Annotated in this window: 18 protein-coding genes; 16 read left to right on the plus strand and 2 right to left on the minus strand. The window is 54.0% G+C overall.

Features of this window, described 5'->3' with window-relative positions; all coding sequences use genetic code 11:
* Both CFE35_RS18440 and CFE35_RS18445 read right to left on the minus strand, forming a co-directional pair.
* A partial coding sequence (locus CFE35_RS18440; RefSeq protein WP_292932862.1) for a hypothetical protein occupies positions 1–208 on the minus strand: 208 nt, incomplete at its 3' end.
* 473 nt (positions 209–681) lie between these two features.
* Positions 682–1,452: a hypothetical protein gene (locus tag CFE35_RS18445; protein WP_292932864.1), complete on the minus strand. Its 771-nt coding sequence runs from the start codon at positions 1,450–1,452 to the stop codon at positions 682–684.
* A gap of 738 nt (positions 1,453–2,190) precedes the next feature.
* Here CFE35_RS18445 and CFE35_RS18450 point away from each other — a divergent pair.
* From CFE35_RS18450 to CFE35_RS18525, 16 genes are all read left to right on the plus strand, one after another.
* Complete coding sequence (locus tag CFE35_RS18450) at positions 2,191–3,015, plus strand: flagellin (RefSeq protein WP_292932866.1); 825 nt, start codon at positions 2,191–2,193, stop codon at positions 3,013–3,015.
* A 151-nt stretch (positions 3,016–3,166) separates the two neighbouring features.
* The gene (locus tag CFE35_RS18455) at positions 3,167–3,901 is read left to right on the plus strand and encodes a L,D-transpeptidase family protein (RefSeq protein ID WP_292932868.1); all 735 of its coding nucleotides are present in this window, start codon (positions 3,167–3,169) and stop codon (positions 3,899–3,901) included.
* A 273-nt stretch (positions 3,902–4,174) separates the two neighbouring features.
* Complete coding sequence (locus CFE35_RS18460) at positions 4,175–5,440, plus strand: site-specific integrase (protein ID WP_292932870.1); 1,266 nt, start codon at positions 4,175–4,177, stop codon at positions 5,438–5,440.
* A 209-nt stretch (positions 5,441–5,649) separates the two neighbouring features.
* Complete coding sequence (locus tag CFE35_RS18465) at positions 5,650–5,931, plus strand: metal-sensitive transcriptional regulator (protein WP_292932872.1); 282 nt, start codon at positions 5,650–5,652, stop codon at positions 5,929–5,931.
* Between the two features lie 49 nt (positions 5,932–5,980).
* Entirely contained in the window at positions 5,981–6,355 is a 375-nt protein-coding gene (locus CFE35_RS18470; protein WP_292932874.1) for a hypothetical protein, read from the plus strand.
* Between the two features lie 70 nt (positions 6,356–6,425).
* Complete coding sequence (locus CFE35_RS18475) at positions 6,426–7,709, plus strand: TolC family protein (RefSeq protein ID WP_292932876.1); 1,284 nt, start codon at positions 6,426–6,428, stop codon at positions 7,707–7,709.
* A gap of 44 nt (positions 7,710–7,753) precedes the next feature.
* Positions 7,754–9,469, plus strand: a complete 1,716-nt coding sequence (locus CFE35_RS18480; RefSeq protein ID WP_292932878.1) for an HlyD family efflux transporter periplasmic adaptor subunit — start codon at positions 7,754–7,756, stop codon at positions 9,467–9,469.
* A gap of 3 nt (positions 9,470–9,472) precedes the next feature.
* Positions 9,473–12,598: an efflux RND transporter permease subunit gene (locus CFE35_RS18485; RefSeq protein WP_292932880.1), complete on the plus strand. Its 3,126-nt coding sequence runs from the start codon at positions 9,473–9,475 to the stop codon at positions 12,596–12,598.
* Positions 12,598–13,557, plus strand: a complete 960-nt coding sequence (locus tag CFE35_RS18490) for a hypothetical protein (protein ID WP_292932882.1) — start codon at positions 12,598–12,600, stop codon at positions 13,555–13,557. Before CFE35_RS18485 ends, CFE35_RS18490 begins: the two co-directional genes overlap by 1 nt.
* Positions 13,558–13,604: 47 nt before the next feature.
* Positions 13,605–14,390 (plus strand): hypothetical protein, encoded by a 786-nt coding sequence (locus CFE35_RS18495; protein ID WP_292932884.1) that lies wholly within the window; start codon positions 13,605–13,607, stop codon positions 14,388–14,390.
* Position 14,391: 1 nt separating this feature from the next.
* Positions 14,392–14,739: a DUF3147 family protein gene (locus tag CFE35_RS18500; RefSeq protein ID WP_292932886.1), complete on the plus strand. Its 348-nt coding sequence runs from the start codon at positions 14,392–14,394 to the stop codon at positions 14,737–14,739.
* A gap of 31 nt (positions 14,740–14,770) precedes the next feature.
* The gene (locus CFE35_RS18505; protein WP_292932888.1) at positions 14,771–15,382 is read left to right on the plus strand and encodes a methyltransferase; all 612 of its coding nucleotides are present in this window, start codon (positions 14,771–14,773) and stop codon (positions 15,380–15,382) included.
* Entirely contained in the window at positions 15,379–16,320 is a 942-nt protein-coding gene (locus CFE35_RS18510) for a cation diffusion facilitator family transporter (RefSeq protein WP_292932889.1), read from the plus strand. Before CFE35_RS18505 ends, CFE35_RS18510 begins: the two co-directional genes overlap by 4 nt.
* Positions 16,310–16,924, plus strand: a complete 615-nt coding sequence (locus CFE35_RS18515; RefSeq protein ID WP_292932891.1) for a hypothetical protein — start codon at positions 16,310–16,312, stop codon at positions 16,922–16,924. The genes CFE35_RS18510 and CFE35_RS18515 overlap by 11 nt, the downstream gene beginning before the upstream one ends.
* A gap of 243 nt (positions 16,925–17,167) precedes the next feature.
* Positions 17,168–18,295 carry an ATP-binding protein gene (locus CFE35_RS18520; protein ID WP_292932893.1) on the plus strand — a complete coding sequence of 376 codons (1,128 nt, stop codon included), beginning with the start codon at positions 17,168–17,170 and terminating at the stop codon, positions 18,293–18,295.
* Positions 18,296–18,395: 100 nt separating this feature from the next.
* The gene (locus tag CFE35_RS18525; protein WP_292932895.1) at positions 18,396–20,690 is read left to right on the plus strand and encodes a S8 family peptidase; all 2,295 of its coding nucleotides are present in this window, start codon (positions 18,396–18,398) and stop codon (positions 20,688–20,690) included.
* Positions 20,691–20,854 lie beyond the last annotated feature (164 nt).

A 20,854-nucleotide genomic window follows, 5' to 3' on the forward strand; every position in this document is an offset into this window, starting at 1 on the left:
CGCCGGGATTGGTGCCATAGGGACGGCTGAATTCATTGGCATAGCCGGCACGGCTTTGCGCATGGGCTGGCATAGCAGCAAGCATCGCAGCGACGCTCAAAGTTGCAGCCGACAATCCAAAAGCGGCGCGGGCAAAGCGAGAGCGATCAAGCTTCACGTCAAGCTTCACGTCAAGCTTCACTGGGCTAGTTGGATGAGCTTCCTTCATTTTCTTCGCTCCTTTAGGACGAACACTGCAATCGGGTTTGCAATCACGGCGCCAACCAAAACTGGCCTTCGCCCCCTCGATTCCGGTCCATTCTCGTGTTTGGCGAACCATTTCGCCTCAAACGGGCTTTCCCCTCTCAGGCGATAATTCGTCATTGTTTCATTTTGAGCCGGTTTCTCTTCGTAACCTGCCTGTGCTGAGATGCCCCTTACAAGTTCAACTTAACCAATAAATCGTGGACAATTCATGAATAATGAAATGTGTTGACTTGTATTTTTGCCGACAACGCCAGTTGATCAATTTATGGACTTGTTGCCAGTCATTCTGCTTTGCTTGACTAAGACTGGGTTGACCGACAAAATTTATGATCGGCCACTTCAAGGTTTCAAGCACAGCGACAGAAGGTTTGAGAGACAAAAGGCCAGGAACCGAATACGGATCCTGACCTCTGAGCTGGTTGTTAGCCTTGACGTTTAGCGATTGCCAACGCTGAACACGTTGCCGAGCGAGGTCGACGAACCAATCACCGAACCGCCAACATTGTTTGCGCTGATAAAGGTGGTGGTGTTGATCGGAGCAACCATGGTTTGCTGACCAACGATGTTCATGTTGCCGCCAGCCGACAAGGTCATCGAGTTACCAAAGCCGCGGGTGATGCCGGTCACGTCGCCTGTGATGTTCTGTGCGGTGAGGTTCACACTGCCATTCATGGCTGCGCCACCATATTGTTGCGCCGAGACGTTGAACGTCGCTGCGTTTGGTGCGGCAGCGTTCAGGACGTTGCCATTGGCTTGGGCCGTTGCGCTGACATTGCCGCCGATATTGAAGACATTGGCAGTGGTATAGGCAGTTGGGTCGATCCAGTTTTGCTGGACGCTATTGATGCTGACTTCATGTGCACCGGCGAACGAGCCCGTAGCATTGTTTGCAAAGGCAGCGGAGTCCAAAGCGACATTGCCACCGATGTTACCGACCTGACCAACGGTGATTGCTGTGGCATCGCCACGGAATCGTTGGTCATTGTTCCAAGAGACGCTGGAAGCAGTGCCGGTGACTTCAGCTAAGTTTGCGCCTGCAAGAGCCGAGAAGCCCACGTTGCAGCAAACGTCATGGGCAATACCCACGGTGGTTGCTGAAATGTTGCTGTTCATGAACTGAGAAACGTTGATGGCTTGTTGGGCAAATGCTTGACCGCCGATCGAGGTGACCAGTGCGATTGCCGAGATGATTGCTGCCTTCTTCATAATGTACTCCCACTGAATTGAAGCTCAAACCCTGTGTGGCTTCTGAGGATAGGGGAGCAATCTAGGGGCCAATTCATGATGTGGGCGAAATAAGGCAAAATAAGGCACAAGTAACTGATCGGAAATCCTTGAATTTTCAGATCAGTTCAAGAATGTTTATTTAATATTATATTCATCAAAACTATTATTGCCCTGTTATCGACAAATTAGTTAATGAAGAATTTTGCAATTATTTCGCTTTTCGTCTCAATTCAAGACAAGTTGTCGGTGTTTTCGGGGAGGTGGTTTGTTTGTGCTGTTCGAGCGGCGCGGCACGGCAACTGCGGCCCTCGTCAAGCTTAGCCGTTCGAGGGCCGAGGCTTTCGGGGGCTTAATTGTTGCGTTCTTTGCCTCTATTCAAATGTTTCTCATGGCGAGGGAAAACTGATAAGTAGCATTGGACTTGCACCATCAAGTTTTGAGAAAAAAGGTAAACACGAAATCATTTTCAGGTAGCGTATAAAAACTCAGAGAATTTCCAAAATATCTTGTAAGAACAGTATTTCATCACTCTGGTTATTGCTTGATGCCTTTTTACTGACAAATACCACAGATAATCATATTTTTGTGTGACTCTCAGGTAATATTAACCATGTTTTTCAATGAACCATTCAGAACTCAACGGTAATGTTACTGGGCGTTCACAGCGAGCGCGCCCCGCTCGTAGTGGGGGAGTACCTAGTAGGAAAAGGGCTAGAAATGCTCAGCGTTAACACCAATCAAGGTGCCATGGTGGCACTGCAAACATTGAATAAAACCAATTCAGACCTGGCGAAAACACAGAATGCGATTTCGACTGGCTTAAAGGTCGCGTCAGCCAAAGATAATGGCGCGATTTGGGCAATTGCCAATAAAATGACCTCCGATGTTGGCGCTTACGACCGGGTGCGTGAATCGACCGACCGGGCAGCTTCCATTCTTGATACTGGCATTGCAGCCGGCGAAAGCATCATGGAACTGCTCAATGAAATGAAGGGTAAGGCGCTTGCAGCCTCGCAAGCAGGCCTTTCGGCTTCCGCTCAAGCAGCTTTGGCTGCAGACTTTGCGCAATTACGCGACCAAGTCACCAGCATTGTTGCCAATGCTTCGTTTGACGGGGCCAATATGATCGGCGGCACACCAAACAACGCGGTGGCCTTGGGCGATTCTGCCGGTGGCAACACCATTACAGTCAACGGCGCAAGCTTAGCTTTGGGTGGTGCAACGGTTACCGTGACTGCTACCTCCGTTGTCGACAGTGCAACCAATGCGGCCACCGCTTTGGGTCTCGTCAATGCGTCTATCACCAATTTGGGCACCCAATTGGCGACTTGGGGTGCAGGCGCAAAGCGCTTGGAAGTGCACAAGACCTTCATCGGTAAGCTGCAGGATGCTCTGAACAATGGCATCGGTTCCATTGCTGACGCCGACCTCTCAAAGGAAAGCGCGAAGCTGCAAGCCTTGCAAACCAAGCAACAATTAGGCGTGCAGGCTTTGTCGATTGCCAATACTTCTTCGCAATCGGCGTTGTCGCTGTTCCGCTAAAACAAACCAAGAAGTCAACGTGCGTACCAACTTGGCCCAGGCAGAGATGCTTGGGCCATTTTCTTTATGAAGTGGGGCGCCAGATGGTCGGCCCACCAGAGCGCTCGTAAGGCCTCTGGTCTGGTTAGTCTGGAGGGGCTAAGGTTAGGCCATGATTACGCGACGCAAAACCATCTTTGTTCCCGTATTGGCTTTACCCGCCTTGGCAGCTGCCTGCAGCGATCAGCGCTTGGAATTACCCGGGCCGCAACGGGCGGCTGTGGCCGTTGAGCGGGCCACCCCAATGGTTACCGCACGCCTTAGGGCCCTAGGTGCCAGCCTAGGCGACCCCGTTTTCATCCGGGCGTTTAAGCAAGAAAAGCGATTGCACCTTTATGTGCAGCCGGGCGGCGCGGGCAGGTTTGTCGAATTCGCCAATTGGCCAATTTGTGCCGCCTCAGGTGTATTGGGCCCCAAAAAGGCCGAAGGCGACAAACAAGTCCCTGAGGGCGTCTATGGTGTGACCCCTGAGGCGATGAATAATGCCTCCTCCTATCATCTCTCCATGAATGTGGGTTATCCTAACGCGTTCGATCAGGCCGTTGGTCGAACCGGTAGCTTTATTATGATCCATGGACGCTGCGAGAGTGTTGGCTGTTTGGCGATGACTGACCCTGTTATCGAGGACATTTGGACACTGGTAAGTGCCGCCCATCGGGCCGGACAAACAAAGGTAGACGTGCATATCTTCCCATTTGTGTTGAGCGCCAAGGCCCTCGAAAGCCACACACAGAGTGAACATCTGGCGTTCTGGACCGACCTTATGGCGATCCAAAACGCATTTGATACAATTGGGCTGCCCCCCACAATTGCGATCCATGCGGGCCGCTATGGTGTCGCTGGTTGATACACGAGGCAATTGCGTCACCGCAATTGTAACTCACCAATGTCTTTGATTTAATGGTGGGCGCGACAGGGATTGAACCTGTGACCCCTACGATGTCAACGTATCCAGACGGTTTTTCAGGGCTTTTCAGAGCTTGTCATAGTTAGTATTTTCCAAATAAATACAGATAGTTGATCAAATTTTAGCTTGCAATGGTTCGCAAGATTATGCCATGATTTTCTCCCTGCCACGGACCATACACGGACCCAAAATGGCCTCTAAAGGTATGAAGATATGACGGAACTTGCCGAAACTCGTCTCACAAAACGTGTCATTGATGCCATTTTGCCCGTTTCAAGTCGAGCTTTTGTTGTTCGAGACGGTCGATTGGAAGGTCTCCGCCTGCGCGTCCGCTCAACAGGTCGCAAGACATTTGAGTATCGCTATCGTTTCGAAGGAAGGGACAAACTTTACGTCATCGGCGATTATGGCACCCTTACAACCGATGAAGCTTTAGAATTCGCTACCATTTTGGCTGGAGACGTGGCACGGGGTCTCGACCCCCAAACGCGAAAATCAGGGCAACGGGAAGAGGACAAAGCGGCACTCACATTTAAGGAGGCAGTCGTGCTCTATCTGGCTGAGGGCCCGAGAGAAAAGCCAGACAAGCGCGAGTCTTCATGGAAGTTGGACCGAGGGAACTTGGAGCGTCACGCAATCCCGCTCCTAGGGAGCAAATTGCTGAGAGCAATTACCGCTGACGACATATCAGAGTGGCAACAAGCCGTGATGGCCGGGAGGACCGCTACAACCGAGAAAACGCGTACACGAGGCTTGGCAAGGGTTCGTGGTGGGCGAGGGGCGGCTGCCCGCTCAACCGAGACGTTGGCGGCAATGCTCGCTTGGAGTGTTCGCCGCGGATTGCGCGCAGATAATCCTGCAACGCGCGTCCGACGTCTCCAATTGGCTGGGAAAGAGCGATACTTGGACGAACGTGAGGCTGGGGCGATCTGGAATGCAATAACTGCCCTCGAAGAAGCCGATGGCATAAGTAGCCAAGCAGCAAATTGCTTTCGGTTGCTTGCCTTAACTGGTGCACGTCGCAGCGAAATCGTCGAGTTAAAGTGGCGCGAAGTAGACCTATCTCGAGGGATCTTATTGCTTCCGCCTTTGCGGCACAAAAGTGGTGGCGGATCCCGCTCTAAAGCCATCCCATTACCCGGAGCTGGCGCTGAGATTTTGCGTCACATTGAGAAGCGTTGTGCTTGGGTTTTCCCAAAGGCAGACCTGTCCGGACCTATGGAGCCGCCCAAGCGTGCTTGGAATAGGGTGGTCGCCCATGCTGGGGTCCGCGACGCATCGTTGCACACATTGCGGCACACACTCGCCTCTTGGGCCGTGGCAGATGGTGCAAGCCTCGCGATAATCGGTAAGCTTCTTGGGCACACAAAACCTCAAACAACCGAGCGCTATGCACACTTGCGGCTTGATGCGGGCACAGACGTCGTCGAGGCGGTAGCCAAGCGCTATCTGTTATCCCGCGAGGCAAGCCTGTCCTGACTTGAGTCAGTGGTGCTAGAATTTGAGCGCCGACGGCGGAGTGCCTCTTATGCTAGGTCTGCTTTGCGCCAAACCTGGCCAATAACGGCCAACTCAACTGAACCCGAAAGCGGACATCGCTGACTCAGGTCCCTAGACCGAAGCGAAATCTAGGTCCGCAGCAGAAAAACACCTTTGAATCTCGGTGCCTTTAGGCCAACATAGGTCTCATGGCCCATACGCATAAAGACCCAGCCGCACTGCTTACCCGCCTTCGCCGTATTGAAGGGCAGGTGCGTGGCATACAGAAAATGTTGGAAGAAGATCGTGACTGTATGGATGTGGTCACCCAAGTCCAAGCAGCGCGTGCGGCGCTGACGAAGGTGGAAGCGGAAGTTCTGAAGCGACATATGGAAAGTTGCATCGAAGGCGCGATTGCAGCTGGCGACGCTGATGCACAACGCAAACTTTTGGGCGACCTCATGCAAGCGCTGACGAAATCGATCGACTAGGGAAAATTCGAGGCTTGCCATATACCCCCCTCCGGTATATTTATGTGACATGCAGCTGACTCGCGCCCTGTTTGCTTTTTTCCTCGCGTTGACGATGGCCTTTGCGCCAGTCGCGACGAGTGCGGCTAGTTGGCGGGCGACCTGCGAGAGCAATCCTCCCTGCTCTTCAGTGGAAGTCGATCACGTGAGCGCTACTGTTGAGGCCGCAGACTTCTGCGAGAAGATGCCGAAGCCAACCGAAGAAAAGTCGCAAAGCGGTCATTGTGGTGGCTGCTGCTTGGCCCATTCCAATGCGACACTGAGCGCTGCCGACACGCAAATTTCAAAGGTTGAGCTTTGGGTTGTTTCACTAAAGCCTGACGCCGAAGCACCCTTTGATTTGCCTCATCGCCTTTACGGCCTGAAACGACCGCCGCGAGCCTGATCCATCCGACTATTGCCTAGCAGACATCTTGTCCGCTGGGTCCACGGATCGTGATCAGGAGACCCATTTAATGAATTCCCAAAACTATGAGCGCCGACGGCGGAAGTCTGTCTTTGCGCCCTTGTCTCTCGCCTTTGCAGTTATGACGCCCCTTGCGGTGACAGGTGCCGCACAAGCACAAGAAATCAGTGGCGCGAATGAAGCCATGCCAACGCGCTGGTCAACGCTTCTTGATGCGGCTGTCGCACGTCGCGCGGCAGATGCGGACGCTGTTGCGCTGCGTGGATCAGCCGATGCGCGCCGCGCTCTCTCGGCCCGTCGGTTTGCTGGGCCGCCAGAAGCTGATGCAAGTGCACGGCAAGATCAAATTGGTTCCGGCACAGGTTATTTTGAAGTTGAGGGCGGGATCAGTGCCGCTCTGTGGCGACGGGGCGAGCGCGAAGCATTGCGCGGTGAGGCGGATGCCTTGGCAGCCCGTGCTGGGGCCGAACTTGACGTGGCTCGCCTCGAACTAGCTGGTGAATTGCGCACGGCTTGGTGGGAGTTGGCCGGAGCGGTTGCTGACGTTCGCGTTGGCCTCGAGCAAGTAGAATTTGCCCAAACTTTAGTTGCTAATACCAAGCGCTTGGAAGCCGCAGGGGAGCAGGCACGTCTTGATCTTCTGCAAGCCGAGGCAGCACTGGCAATGAGCGAGCAAGATTTGGCACAGGCCATGGGTCGGGAAAGGCAGGCCCGCGCTCAGATGACTGGCTTGGTAGGCTTTGTTCCAGCCCAACTGACTGCAGAGACTGTGGGCGCGGCGCAAATCGATGATCACCCGCTCGTGCGGGTGGCTTTGGCAGAAGCTGACCAACTTGCCCGCCAAGCCCGCTTTGCCCGGCTAAAGGCTGAGCCAGCTTGGCGCGTGGGGCTTGATTTGCGGTCTGAGCGCGATGGGCGCGGCTTGGACACACGGACTTCAACTGGCCTAAAGCTTTCACGAGCTTTAGGACGCGACCCGTCGGCAGGGGCAGAAGCAGCCAGTCTTGAAGCCGAAGCAACTGCGGCGCGTTCAAAGGCCGCAGCGGTCCGTTTCTCGCTTGAAACCTTGCAGGAGCAAGCAATTGCCAATCTCACAGCCGCGCGCGCGAGCCTTAAGGCCCAAGAAGCACGCCGGGCTATCAGTATCGAAGCCCTAGCCCTTACCGAGCGTGGCTGGCGCGAAGGCGAACTCCCCTTCTTAGAGCTCTTACGTGCCCGGGCTGCGGCTTCAGAAGCTTCACTTGCTGCCGCGCAAGCTCGTGTGGCCGTAGAGGCCGCAATCTCCTCTTTCAATCAGGCGCAAGGCCTGCTCCCTCAGGACCAAACATCATGATCAACCCAAGAAGCCTTAAAAGCCGCTTGTCTGCCCTCGGGCTAATGACAGCGATCACCTTGCCTGTCCCGCTATGGGCAGGTCCGGGCCATGACCATGGCACCGAAGCGGCCACAGCATCGGTTGCGGCACCGACTTCCCCTCGCTTTGAGGCGGTCTCGGACCGATTTGAAGTCGTTGGACGCCTTGATGGGGAAAACTTGCGTCTTTGGGTCGATGACTGGGCGACCAATGCACCGATCGAAGGTCCATCGGTAAATCTAACGATTGGGCCCCGTAAAGCTCTCGCAAAAGCTGACGTCGATGGCACCTATGTGCTTCCTTTCCCAGAGCATGACACGCCAGGCACTTATCCTGTGACAATCTCATTGCGCGGTGCGGGGGAGCCTGCACTTTTGGGCGCATCCCTAGTAATCGATGATAGTGCAGGGCACGCTCATGCTGAGGAAGGCCTGCCGCTTGGCCTGATGTTCGGCGGTGCAGCACTTCTTTTGGGTGTTGCGGGCGGTGCTTTATTTTTGGTGCGCCGCAAACGAGCGGGGTTGGCCCTTGTTGCCTTTGGATTGCTGGCTGGCAGCTGGACATTAGTGACTGGAACGCCGAGCGAGGTCGTAGCTGGTCCTGGTCATGGTGATGAAGGCCATACCGACGTGGCAGGTGATGTGCCGGATAATCGAGCCATGCGTCTTGCAGATGGCGATATCGTCGCGCCGAAACCGATGCAGCGCTTGATCGGGCTTCGAACCATTCTGGCTGGAAATTCGGCAGAGGGTTCTGCATTGCAATTAAACGGGGTGGTGATTGCAGACCCGAATGGCTCTGGTGTGGTGCAAGCGAGCAGTGTCGGCCGTGTCTCAGGCCAATTGCCAGCCCTTGGCCAAAGAGTTGTGAAGGGACAAGTTCTTGCCCTTGTCAGCCCTGCATTGGATGCGGATGTCTCCTTGATTACGGCACGTGGCGCGGCTGAAACAGCACTCGCCGAAGCAGAGCTCTCCGCCGGCCCAAGCGGGTTTGCGGCAGAAGCCGCCGAACTGGCCCAAGCGCGCAGTCGTTTGGATCGCTTAACCCGGCTTGAAGGGGTTGTACCTAACCGCGAGATTGCTGAAGCCAGAACGGCAGTGGATGCCGCTGCCGCGCGGCTAAATCTCGCAAAAGCCCAAGCCGCTGCCCGTCTGCGCACGGCACGCACTGAGGCGAGCCGCCTACGCCAAGCGGGCTCAAATGCGGAGGTGCTTCGTGCGCCGGTCTCTGGCGTGATCAGCGCTGTCTCTGTCGCGCAGGGCCAAGTGATCAATCCCGGCCAAACCGTCTTCACCATCACCAACCCAGACCAATTGCTCGTGGAGGCACGTGCACCATCAGGCAAGTCTATTCCCTTGGCGGCAACAGGCTCCGCCCGCACCAGTGACGGACGAAGTCTTCTGCTCCTCCGCCAAGGCGAAGGCTTGGCGATGGTCGATGGTGCTGCTCCGCTCCGCTTCAGAATAGATGGCCCAAGCAATCTGCGGGTGGGTGAGCCTGTGATGGTGTTCATAGCAGGAAGCGAACAAACCGCAGGTGTGGCTCTGCCGCGTGATGCTGTGGTGAAGGGTACGAATGGCCAGACCATGGTCTTTTTGAAACAAGCCGCAGAGCAGTTTCAGCCAACCCCGGTTACGGTGACTGACTTGGATGCAGACCGGGTCGTCGCCACATCCGGCATAAAGGCCGGCACACGCGTTGCGACCACGGGCGCGCCACTGCTTGAACAGGTGCGGTGAGCCATGTTTGATTTCCTTGTCGCTACCTCACTCCGCAATCGCGTGCTGGTGCTGTTCGCATCGCTCGCACTTATCCTATTTGGCATCCTCGCCACCATGCGACTGCCGGTCGACGTCTTGCCCGATCTCAACAAGCCAACGGTTACGATTATGACCGAAGCAGGCGGGATGGCCCCGCCCGAAGTCGAAGCCCAAATTACCCAGCCACTGGAGAACGCTATGAGTGGCATTCCAGGTGTGTCTCGCGTGAGATCGGTGACCGGTGTTGGCCTCTCGATGGTTTATGTTGAGTTTGGCTGGGATGCAGAAATTTTCCGGGCGCGCCAGCAGGTTTCCGAGCGGCTTGCCTTAGCAAAAGAAACAATGGCGGATCTCGATCATGCCCCGCAAATGGGCCCGGTTACCTCCATCATGGGCGAGATTTTGCTGGTAGCCATTCCTTATGGCGACGCTGACCCCATGGCCGCTCGCGAAGTGGCAGACTTCCAGATCCGACCACGCTTACTGACCATTCCAGGTGTCGCCCAAGTGATCCCAATTGGCGGGCAAGTGCGACAATTCCGTATTTCGCCTAACGCAGCCCGTATGGGTCAATTGGGTGTCAGTTTGGATGCGATCGAACGCGCCGCGCAGGGTTTTGCCTCAAATGCAGGTGGCGGCTTTATTGATCAGGGCGGGCGCGAATTTGTCGTGCGCGCATTATCGCGTACCACACGGGTTGAGGACCTCGGCTCCATTGCGGTTACTACGCGCAGTGGCGGGGTGGTTCGACTGGACCAAGTGGCTGAAGTTGAGTTTGCGGCGCGGTTCCGGAGGGGTGATGCGGGCTTTGCTGGCAAGCCTGCCGTTATCATCGGCATTCAAAAGCAACCAGGTGCCGATACCGTGGTCGTCACCAAGAGCGTCGAGGCGGCGCTGACTGAGTTAAACAAGACCCTGCCCAAGGGGGTGACCGCAACACAGGTTCAAATGCGTCAGGCGGACTTCATCGAAGCCTCGTTGGGTACTTTGCAGAAGGTGATCATTGAAGCCGGTCTCGTGGTTGCGGTGATCTTGTTTTTATTCCTACTCAATGTTCGCACAACAGCGATCAGTCTAGCGGCGCTGCCGATGTCGATCCTGATCACGGCCTTGGTGTTTTCTGCCTTCGGGCTGTCTATCAACACCATGACCTTGGGGGGCTTAGCCATCGCGGTCGGTGAACTGGTTGATGATGCCGTCGTGGGGGTAGAAAATGTCTACCGGCGCCTCAAAGAAAACCGCGCCCTGCCACAACCTTTACCAACAATGACCGTTATCGCGCGTGCTACGGGGGAGGTCCGCTCGGGCATTGTTTATGCGACGATCATCATCATTCTGGTGTTTTTGCCTTTATTCTTCTTGTCGGGAATTGAGGGGCGGCTGTTTCAACCCTTGGGCATGGCATATGTGGTTTCGATCCTTGCGAGCTTGCTGGTGTCGATCACACTTACACCCGTTTTGTGCTACTATTTGTTGCCAAAAGTGAAGGCGTTGCCTGCGGAGCATGATAGCTGGCTGGTTGTGCGTCTAAAGCGTGCCAATCAAAGCCTGCTCGAATGGGGGTTCCAGCATGTAAGGCCTATCCTAGTTGGGGCGACATTGGCCGGGCTTGTTGCCATTGGCGGCGCATTGATGTTGCCGCGTGCTTTCCTGCCAACCTTCAATGAGAACACCCTTCTTGTTGGTTTGACCTTACAGCCCGGCATTAGCCTTGCCGATAGTGCCCGCATGGGTGCAACGGCAGAGCGACTGATCAAGGAAATCGATGGGGTGAAAAGTGTTAGTCGCAGGACGGGCCGGGCTGAGTTGGATGAGCATACAGATGGCATTCATTCTAATGAAATTGACGTTCGCTTGAACCCTGGGCTATCAGCCAAAGAACGTGATGAAGTTGCAGCCAGAATCCGTAAAGCGCTTGCACCCTTGCCGGGAAGCTTTGGCGTGGGTGGGCCGTTGGCACACCGGATTGATCATATGCTGTCCGGCGTCAACGCGCCCATCGCGGTCAAAGTCTATGGCGAAGACATGGATGCAGCCCGCAATGCCGCAGACGCCTTGCAGGCGCGGATGGTTGGCATTGAAGGCTTGGTTGATGTCCGGGTCGAGAAGATCGTGCGTGTGCCGCAGCTTGAAGTGATCGTCGATTATCAACGCGCTGCCCTTTATGGGGCCAACCCCGCTGAAGTGACGCGCGCTGTAGAAGCTTTGTCGGGCGGTCAAACGGTCTCTAGGATCATTGATGGGGTACGCCGTTTTGACGTTGTGATCCGCTTGCCAGAAGGTGCTCGCACAACCCAAGCCTTGTCAGAGCTTTTGATCGAGACGCCGAGCGGGGCAATTCCGCTCTCCCAAATCGCGACGGTGCGTGAAACCGATGGTCCGAACCAGATCAATCGGGAAAACGGCAAGCGGCGGATCGTCGTGCAAGCCAATCTGGCACCAGGTGCGAATCTTTCGGCAATAACAAAAGAGATCCGTGCCACAATGGAGGCTGTGCCTGCGCCAACGGGTGGCTTTTACGCACTTGAAGGGCAGTTTGAGGCACAAGCTGAAGCCACCGCGACCATCGGGGGGCTGACACTGGTGTCCTTCACCCTCATCTTCGCCTTGTTATACAGCCGATACCGGTCGATCGCGCTGGCCATGATTGTGATGGGGGGTGTGCCAATGGCGATGATCGGCTCGGTCATCGCGCTTTGGCTCTTTGGCCTACCGCTCTCTGTTGCAAGTCTCATCGGCTTTGTTGCGCTAACCGGGATTGCCGCGCGCAATGGCATCCTCAAGATTAGCCATTATCTCAATCTGGTTGTCTATGAGGGCGAGACATTTGGCGATGCCATGATAATCCGCGGCACGTTAGAGCGCCTGACGCCTGTTCTCATGACGGCCCTATCCGCAGGCCTCGCTCTCATCCCGCTTATAATTGGGGCAGGCGAACCCGGAAAAGAGATCTTGCATCCTGTAGCAGTAACCATCTTCGGAGGGCTTATTTCTGCAACCCTGCTGGATGCGCTTGTCACACCCATTTTGTTCAAATTGTTCGGGAAAAAGCCGCTTGAACAATTGGTCTTGGCCCAAAAAGATGGGCAACTAAAGGAGACGTTCTAATGAAACAGACAGTAAAACTAACCGCTGGAATCTGTGCTTTGGCATTGCTGGCTGCTTGTGGCGGCGGCGGAGCAGACAAAGCAGAGCCCAAGCCTGATGTCTTGGCAGCGGCGAGCTCCGTAAGTGAAACCAAGGGTCAGCCAACCATGTCTGTTGCGGCGGCTTCAACTCCCGTACCGGGCCAGGCTGTGCGCCTGACTTTGACCCTAACAGGCGCGGATGGCAAACCCCTAGGCCCCGATGCCATCGCGACCCAGCACGAGCACAAAGTCCATGTCATGATCGTGGATAGCGCACTTGAAGATTATACCCATGTCCATGGTGAGCCAGGAGCGCAGCCCGGACAGTGGACGTTCAGCTTTACCCCGAAATATGCCCGTCAATATCGCGTTTGGGCGGATTTTAAGCCCGCAGGCAAAGAGCAAGCCGGGCACGCCCATGATCACGGCAAAAGTGGCCATGGTGATGAAGGCCACAGTCATGACAAAGCAGGCAAAGATCATGATGAAGGAGGCCATAACGATGCAGATGCTCATAACCAAACGCCTTCAGTCACCCTCAATGTAGGCGCAGAAAAAGGTCCAGAGGTTGCAGCGATCCAAACACTTTCCACCAAGGTCGACGGCTATAACCTAACCCTGTCGCTTGGCGGCGCGCTCACGGCTGACGCACACACGCCAGCCACTCTGACAGTTGCGGACGGAACCGGGGCTCCGCTTGCCTCGTTAGAGCCGCTCATGGGGGCCTATGCCCATTTGGTTGGCTTCTCGGCCGATGGCACGACGATGGTGCATGGTCATCCTGAAGGCGCAGAACCCAAGGATGCGACGGCACGCGGCGGGCCTGCCTTAGCTTTTGAATTGCACCCAAGCGTTGCCGGACCGCACCGTGTGTTCGTGCAAGTAAAGATCGGCGGCAAGGTGATTACCGCGCCGTTTACGTTGGTGGTCGCGAACTAGTTCGTACTTTTAATTCTGGTCGCAGGCGGCACAAAAAGGAATGAAATATGAGTAAGATCGAAGTAACTACTCAAACGTCCTCATTCGGGAAGGTGCCCGCTGTAACTTTCGGATTTTGGGTGATCAAGATACTTGCAACGACGCTTGGCGAAACCGGCGGCGATACAGCGAGTATGACACTTGGCCTCGGCTATTTGTCTGCGACTTTTGGCTTTCTTGTTCTCTTTGTCACCCTTGCCAGCGCTCAAATCAAGTCACGACGTTTTCTGCCTTGGCTGTACTGGGGCACGATCATCGCATCGACCATGGTTGGCACAACTTTGGCAGATTTCGCCACCCGTTCAATCGGGATTGGTTATCCAGGAGGCAGTCTTGTACTGGCGGCTATGGTAATTGCTAGTCTTACTGTTTGGCGCTTTGTTATGGGCAGCGTTAACGTCGATCACGTCCATGAACCGCGTGGCGAGACTTTCTATTGGATTACCATTACCGCCAGCCAGACCTTGGGAACCGCATTAGGCGATTGGACTGCTGATACGGCGGGACTTGGTTATGGCGGAGCAGCACTTGTGTTCTCTGCTTTACTTGCGTTTCTCGTCGGCCTGCACCTTTTCACAAACGCCAACAAAGTGGTCTTGTTCTGGGCAGCCTTCATTCTGACTCGCCCGCTTGGCGCAGCGGTAGGCGACTTGCTTGATAAGCCCATAGCGCAGGGTGGCTTCGACTTTAGTCGTCCAATGGCGTCGATTTTCCTTGGCGTGGCTATTTTGATCTTGATTGCGGTGCTGCCGCAGCGCGCGATCCAAGCGCGTGAACAGCCTAAGGAGCTATAGCATGATGTTTGGCCTCAAAATTATCGTTTCGGCATTGTTGATTGCGAGCATATCCGAGCTTGGACGACGCAACACATTGGCGGCGGCATTCTTCGCCTCTTTACCACTTATCTCAATCTTATCTGCTTGCTGGGTATATTGGGAAACGCGCGACAGTGCCCTAGTAGGTCGACAACTGGATACGACCTTCTGGCTTGTTCTGCCTTCGCTGCCCATGTTTTTGTCGGTGCCAGCAGCGATCCGTGCCGGTTTCAGTTTCCCTCTCGCTCTTTCTGGCGGCGTGGCCATGACAGCGATGCTTTACGGCATCTCGATCTGGCTTCTCGCTAGAATGGGTGCAGGCGCATGATCTGCCACGAGTATAAGAGTTCTTGCCCATGATGACCGATTCAGTCTTGACGATAGCATTAGCCTTAACATGGGCTTATCTCCTGACTTTTTTAGCTCTGACAATGAGGGGAACTCAGGTCGCGGGACGCGGCGTTGACTATTTTTCTAGGCCAGCGGGATCCCAACGTTGGACAGCACTTTTATTCAAGTTCGGCTTTATCGGAAGCGGTGCTTGGGGTCTTGTTGGGGTCCTTTATCCAAATTTGTGGCTACACTGGCCTAATAGCCTAGGATGGATTCCATGGTTAGGTCTGGGCTTCATGTTGGTTGGTGCTTTCATCGCCGTGGGAACTCAGCTCCAAATGGCTGGATCTTGGCGGATTGGTGCTGTCGAAGCAACACTTGCAGCCCTCGTAATCGGCGGATTTTTCGCGCTATCGCGCAATCCTGTGTTTGTCGGGCAAATGATCCTCTTTCTTGGACTTTCAATGTTTCAGCTGGACACGGTGCAGGTCATCTTATCCGCTTGTGTTTGGATCGCCGCGATTTGGCAGGTGCGCATTGAAGAACCTGTTTTGGTGAAAAGCCTTAGCCAAGCTTATCAAGCTTACGCTACCCGAATTCCGCGATGGCTCGGCTTTGTAAAGGGATCAAGGCGATGAGGGACGATCACAGCCATGAAAGTCATGCTGGTCACAATCACGGTGCGCATGGCCATGCCCATGGTCCTGCCAACTACGATGGGGCCTTCGCGTTTGGGATTGGCCTCAATGTCTGCTTCGTCTTGGTCGAGCTTGGCGTAGGAGTTTCGATTAATTCCCTCGCGCTCATTGCAGATGCTGGCCATAATGCGACCGATGTCTTGGGCCTCTTGCTGGCATGGGGCGCAACAGCGCTGGGACGACTGCCGCCGAAGGGACGTTTTACGTTCGGCTTTGGTCAGGCCACCATTCTGGCGTCTCTTGCCAACGCCTTGCTCATTTTGATTGCGGCGGGCGTCATTGGTTGGGAGGCGGTTCAACGGTTTGCTAATCCAATCCCACCTAACGGTGTCTTGGTGATGGCGGTCGCGGCCATTGGGGTAGTCATCAATCTCGGCACGGCCTGGCTGTTTGCGCGGGGCAGAAAGACCGACATCAATATTGAGGGTGCCTTCCTCCACATGTTGTGGGACGGTCTCGTCTCCTTATCAGTTATATTCGCCGGCGGGGCTATTTTGCTCACTGGACAGGCTTGGATCGATCCAGCGATCAGTCTTGTCATAGTCGCTGTCATGGTTGCGGGGACATGGCATTTGCTTTTGGCCTCATCCAGCCTCTCGCTGGGGGCAAGCCCTGCGGGCGTAGATCTAACGAAGGTAAAGGATTGGCTTGTGGCGCGCCCAGGGGTGGCCTCGGTTCATGATCTGCATGTCTGGCCACTTTCAACCACGCAAGCAGCTCTCTCGGCCCATCTTGTCATGCCTGAAGGTCACCCTGGGGATCTAACACTTGCCACTTTCGCGCAAGAACTCGACGAGAAATTCGGTCTTAGCCATGTCACCCTGCAAATCGAAATAGGCGACGGAACGAATTGTTCGCAGGCTTCCCATGGCCAATAAAAAGAAACAGGAACTCGATATTCCATGTGCCCTCGCGCTTCGGGCACCGCTGTGGCTGGAACAAACCAGTTTGGCGAGTTTCAATTTGCTTCTGCGAAAAACAAAAGGAGCTGTGCTCTTGTCTGCTTTCACACACGAAGGGAAAATCAAAATGTCAAAAATCCTCGTTTATAGTGCTATTTGGGCAATGCTGTTGGGACCACTTTCAGCTTGGGCAAGTCCACTTACTTCACCAAAGACAGATGAGACCATTGTGTCTGCGTCACAGGCTTCAGATCTTGCCAGTCAATGTCGAATTGAAGCCCGACAAAGGCACAATGTGGGTGTCTTCCCTCGGAAGCTATCAAGAAATAGTGCTGTTGTTCGACGGCACTCAATTGCACTAATTGAGTTTTGTGATGCCTTTGAAGGTAAGCCCAGCACTGAATTTTGGATAGTAATCTCAAGATCTAGCGCCCCAAGTGATCGCCAAAGTGAATTTTTAAGCGCTTGTCTATCGGAGGCGAATGGGGGGCGGCGGACTGTGTTTAAGCCGAGCCGACGACATGTTGAGGGTATGGCAGCTATTTGTAGAGAAATGTCAGAAAAACTGCCAAGTGAATGACTTGCGCCTCAGATTTGAATTGCGAGCGTAGAGCGAGCGATTGACGTCAGATTTTGCAGCCAATCAACTGAGCAGGGCGCTGGGTCACAGTTGCGCCACTATCATCCACGAATGGATGCGTTAGGGACGCTGTTGAAACTGTTTCGCTCTTTGCAACAGTCTCTTGTTTACAGAAGTGTGTTGGTCTGACCTCAGGTCAGCCTTCAAGTCTTGTTGCTAGTTCCTTTGCAAAATCATTGACCCTTGGGCCGTATCGTGGCTTACATTGAGGTCAATTTGGGGGGTGTATCGTTAGCAATTTCACGATACATGTTACGAATGGCATCAGCACAGCAACTCATAGGCCTAGTAAAAAGCCACGCAGAGGGAGACTCCGATCGCTTCTTCGATTTGGCAATGCAACTTTCTGCTGCAGAGGAGCAGAAGGGACATATCCGCTTGGCTGAGCAATTGCGTCAGTGGGCAAACGCTGGGCAGCTACCAAAGCGGGATAATTCGAGAACGCCGAGCCTGACAGCCATTGCCACCCCTCGGGGAGATCTGGCTCAGTTTTTGTTCGCATCTTATCCCAGCGAGCGGTTGAACAGCGTCATATTGCCTTCCTCCATTGTAGACGAGCTATCTCAAATAGTAGTTGAGACAAGGATGAGGGAGAAGCTGGAGGAAAAGGGTCTGACGCCTCGTAGGCGGGTTTTGTTGTCCGGTCCGCCTGGTACTGGCAAAACGATGACGGCTCACTGTCTCGCAGGCGAGCTGCAATTTCCACTCTTTTCGGTTATGCTACATGGCCTCATTACAAAATTTATGGGTGAAACCGCGCAGAAGTTGAAGTTGGTTTTTGATGCCATAAAGACAACTCGCGGGGTTTATCTGTTCGATGAGATTGACGCTTTGGCTGCGGCTAGAGGTGAGGGGAATGACGTAGGCGAAGCACGCCGGGTGCTAAACTCATTCTTGCAATTTTTAGACGAAGATACCGGTCCATCCATTGTAATTGCCACGACAAATCTCGCCGAAATACTTGATCGGGCTGTGTTAAGGCGGTTTGACCTAGTTCTTTCGTACGAACTCCCTGATGCAGCATCGATCCGGCAGGCTATCGAACGTCGCCTAATTGGGTTCTCTCATGGGAACCTGTCTTGGGCGAACGTGACAAATTGCGCCGTCGGCTTATCGACTGCGGATGTTGTGGCTGCCGCCGAGGACGCAGCGCGGCGAGCTGTTCTCGGCGACAGGGACAACATTACGACTCTTGATTTGATAAATTCATTAGAGCGCCGGCGGTCGCTGCAGGGAATAGGTAGAGGTGTGAATGCGAAGGAATTTAAAGCACTTTCTGCTAAACGATCTAGGAAGCGCGCAACCGTTTAAGGCTAAAAGCGGCGGCGGAGGCAAGTCACCTAGTGATGTGCTGGATCGTACAGGGCATGCACGATCACTTTTGCATGCACTAGACCAACTTCCCCCGATTGTGGCCCAAGAGTTACCTGGTGTTTACCTTCAGGTTAATGGTCGCCCAAATGAGCCTCTTGCTAAGGAGAGTCTTGGTTCAAGCGGCATTGAATTGTTGCGAGCAGACATTGAGACCCAAGCAGGCGTGAGAATTGAAAGGGCTACATTGTTTGCTACCGCCACTGGTGTTGAAAACCTGCGGAGGAAAGTTGAACAATTTGAGTCTGAGAACACCCCGGACCGCGTCAAAGACGGCCGAGTTATTCAGGGTCGCCCCAAAAATGCTAACCTAATTCAGAGTATAGCGGAGATTACTGAGGCGGGATTGAGGGCGCTTTGGCGCAGTCCGCAGGATAAGTTTCCAGTGGGCGAGGGCAAGATCAGCTGGGAAGTCTGGCTGGATCCGGAAGCGTCGGAGCAGTTTTTCGCCAATGCTATTGATTATGGTGTGGCAATTGGTCCTGATCGGCTCGAATTCCCCGAAGACATAGTTGTGATTTGTGATGCGACACATGATGAGATTGCTCTGGCAGTTAGAAGGCTGGGTGGCGTACGGGCACTCGCAACTCCGGCTTCCGCCGTCGATTTCTTCGATTCCATGGACGTTGTTGAGCAAACTGATTGGGTTCAGGACCTAGTCCAGCGGACTGAATATGTTGACGAGCCTGATGGAGGGTACATCACACTTCTGGATACTGGCGTTTCTCGTGCCCATCCACTAATTGCACCAGCTTTAGCTATTAGCGATCGACATGCAGCCGACCCTGCTTGGTCGTTGAACGACGTTAAAGGACACGGAACCGAACTTGCAGGCCTCGCTCTTTTTGGAGACTTAAGTGTTCCATTGCAATCAATGCAGGCTGTCAGAGTTGGGCATCGATTAGAGTCAGTAAAATTGTTGCCAGACGCTGGCTTTAACCCTCATTTTTTGCTCGGCATCAGGACGCGGCAGGCCGTAGATGTAGTTGAAACAACCGAGCGGAGACGCGTTTTCGCGATGGCTGTTACTACTTCCGATGATACGCCCCATGACGGCGCACCCACTTCTTGGTCCTCCGAGCTTGATCAGCTCGCTTGTGGCGCTTCCGGCGAGAATAGCAATTCTAGACTGTTTTTGGTATCTGCCGGTAACACGGATAATTTCAAGTTCGGCGCTGGCAATTACCTAGACATCTGTGACAGTCGGGACAGTGAACTAGAATCTCCTGCTCAGGCGTGGAACGTCATTAGCGTTGGTGCATTCACGCAGAAGACAGCCCTTCCAACCGGTCAAGGGCTAGTTGCTGCCGCTCCGTTGGGCGATTTGTCACCAAATTCTAGAACAGCGTCATGGTCGTCCACTTGGCCAATAAAGCCAGACATAGTTTTGGAGGGCGGGAATTGGGCTGTAGGCAACGCGCCTCCACCAATGGAGCACCATTGGCTCTCGTTGCTCACGACCCGTCATTCATATCCATTGCTGTCGTTTAGTCTCACAAACGCTACGAGTGCCGCAACCGCTTTGGCGGCGAAGCAGATTTCGGAATTATGGTCTGACTATCCATCGCTCTGGCCTGAAACGATTAGGGCGCTGTATGTTTCATCAGCCCGTTGGACACCTCAAATGCGGAGCCATCTTCCAGCAAATCCAACTAAGGCGAGCTATACACCACTCTTCAATCGCTATGGCTTTGGTGTGCCAAATCTGGATAGAGCACGGCGCAGTGCGTCCAACGCAGTTTCTCTGGTCATACAGGACACGATCATTCCCTATGGTTTGTCGGAAGCTGACAATGATGTCCATAAGGAAATGAAGATTTTTCAACTGCCTTGGCCAACTGAGACACTTCGTGGCCTAGGTAATTCAAACGTAACTCTCAGGGTTGCCCTCAGCTCCTTTATATCGCCAAATCCTGCAGAAGCCTCGCGCGGGTCGCGATATCGCTATGCTTCCCATAATCTTCGCTTCAAGTTGAACAGGGCTGGGGAAAATGAGCGACAATTCGTGTCGCGTATTGGTAGAGCCTTTGACCACGGGGATCCAATTGTCGAGGAAGATGATAATTGGGAATTTGGAAGTGTTCGCCGGGATGTTGGATCACTTCATATAGACCAGCTTACATGCAGAGCATCTGATTTGGCTCGGCGCAATTTCTTGGCAGTTCACCCAGTTGCTGGGTGGTGGAAGTCGAAGGCGAAACTAAATTTGGGCGAGCCCGTCGTCCGGTTTGCACTCATCGTGGAGATTGATACTCAAGATATTGAGGTTGATCTTTATGCCGAAGTGGAAGCGGCCGTTGTCAAAATCAACGCTCTGCAAGCGGTCGCCACATAAAGCCACAAGATATGTCCCGTTGCCCTTAGGCTTTTATGTTTGCGGTGCAATGGGGCGTATAGAGCGATTGTAGTGACCTCCGATACAATGTAAACGGCACGGCAGGAAGTTTGCCCTTGTGTGGAACTTGTCAGAATAGTCGCATTGACCTTGGTTGGGTGAAT

The organism is Novosphingobium sp. PASSN1 (assembly GCF_002278815.1).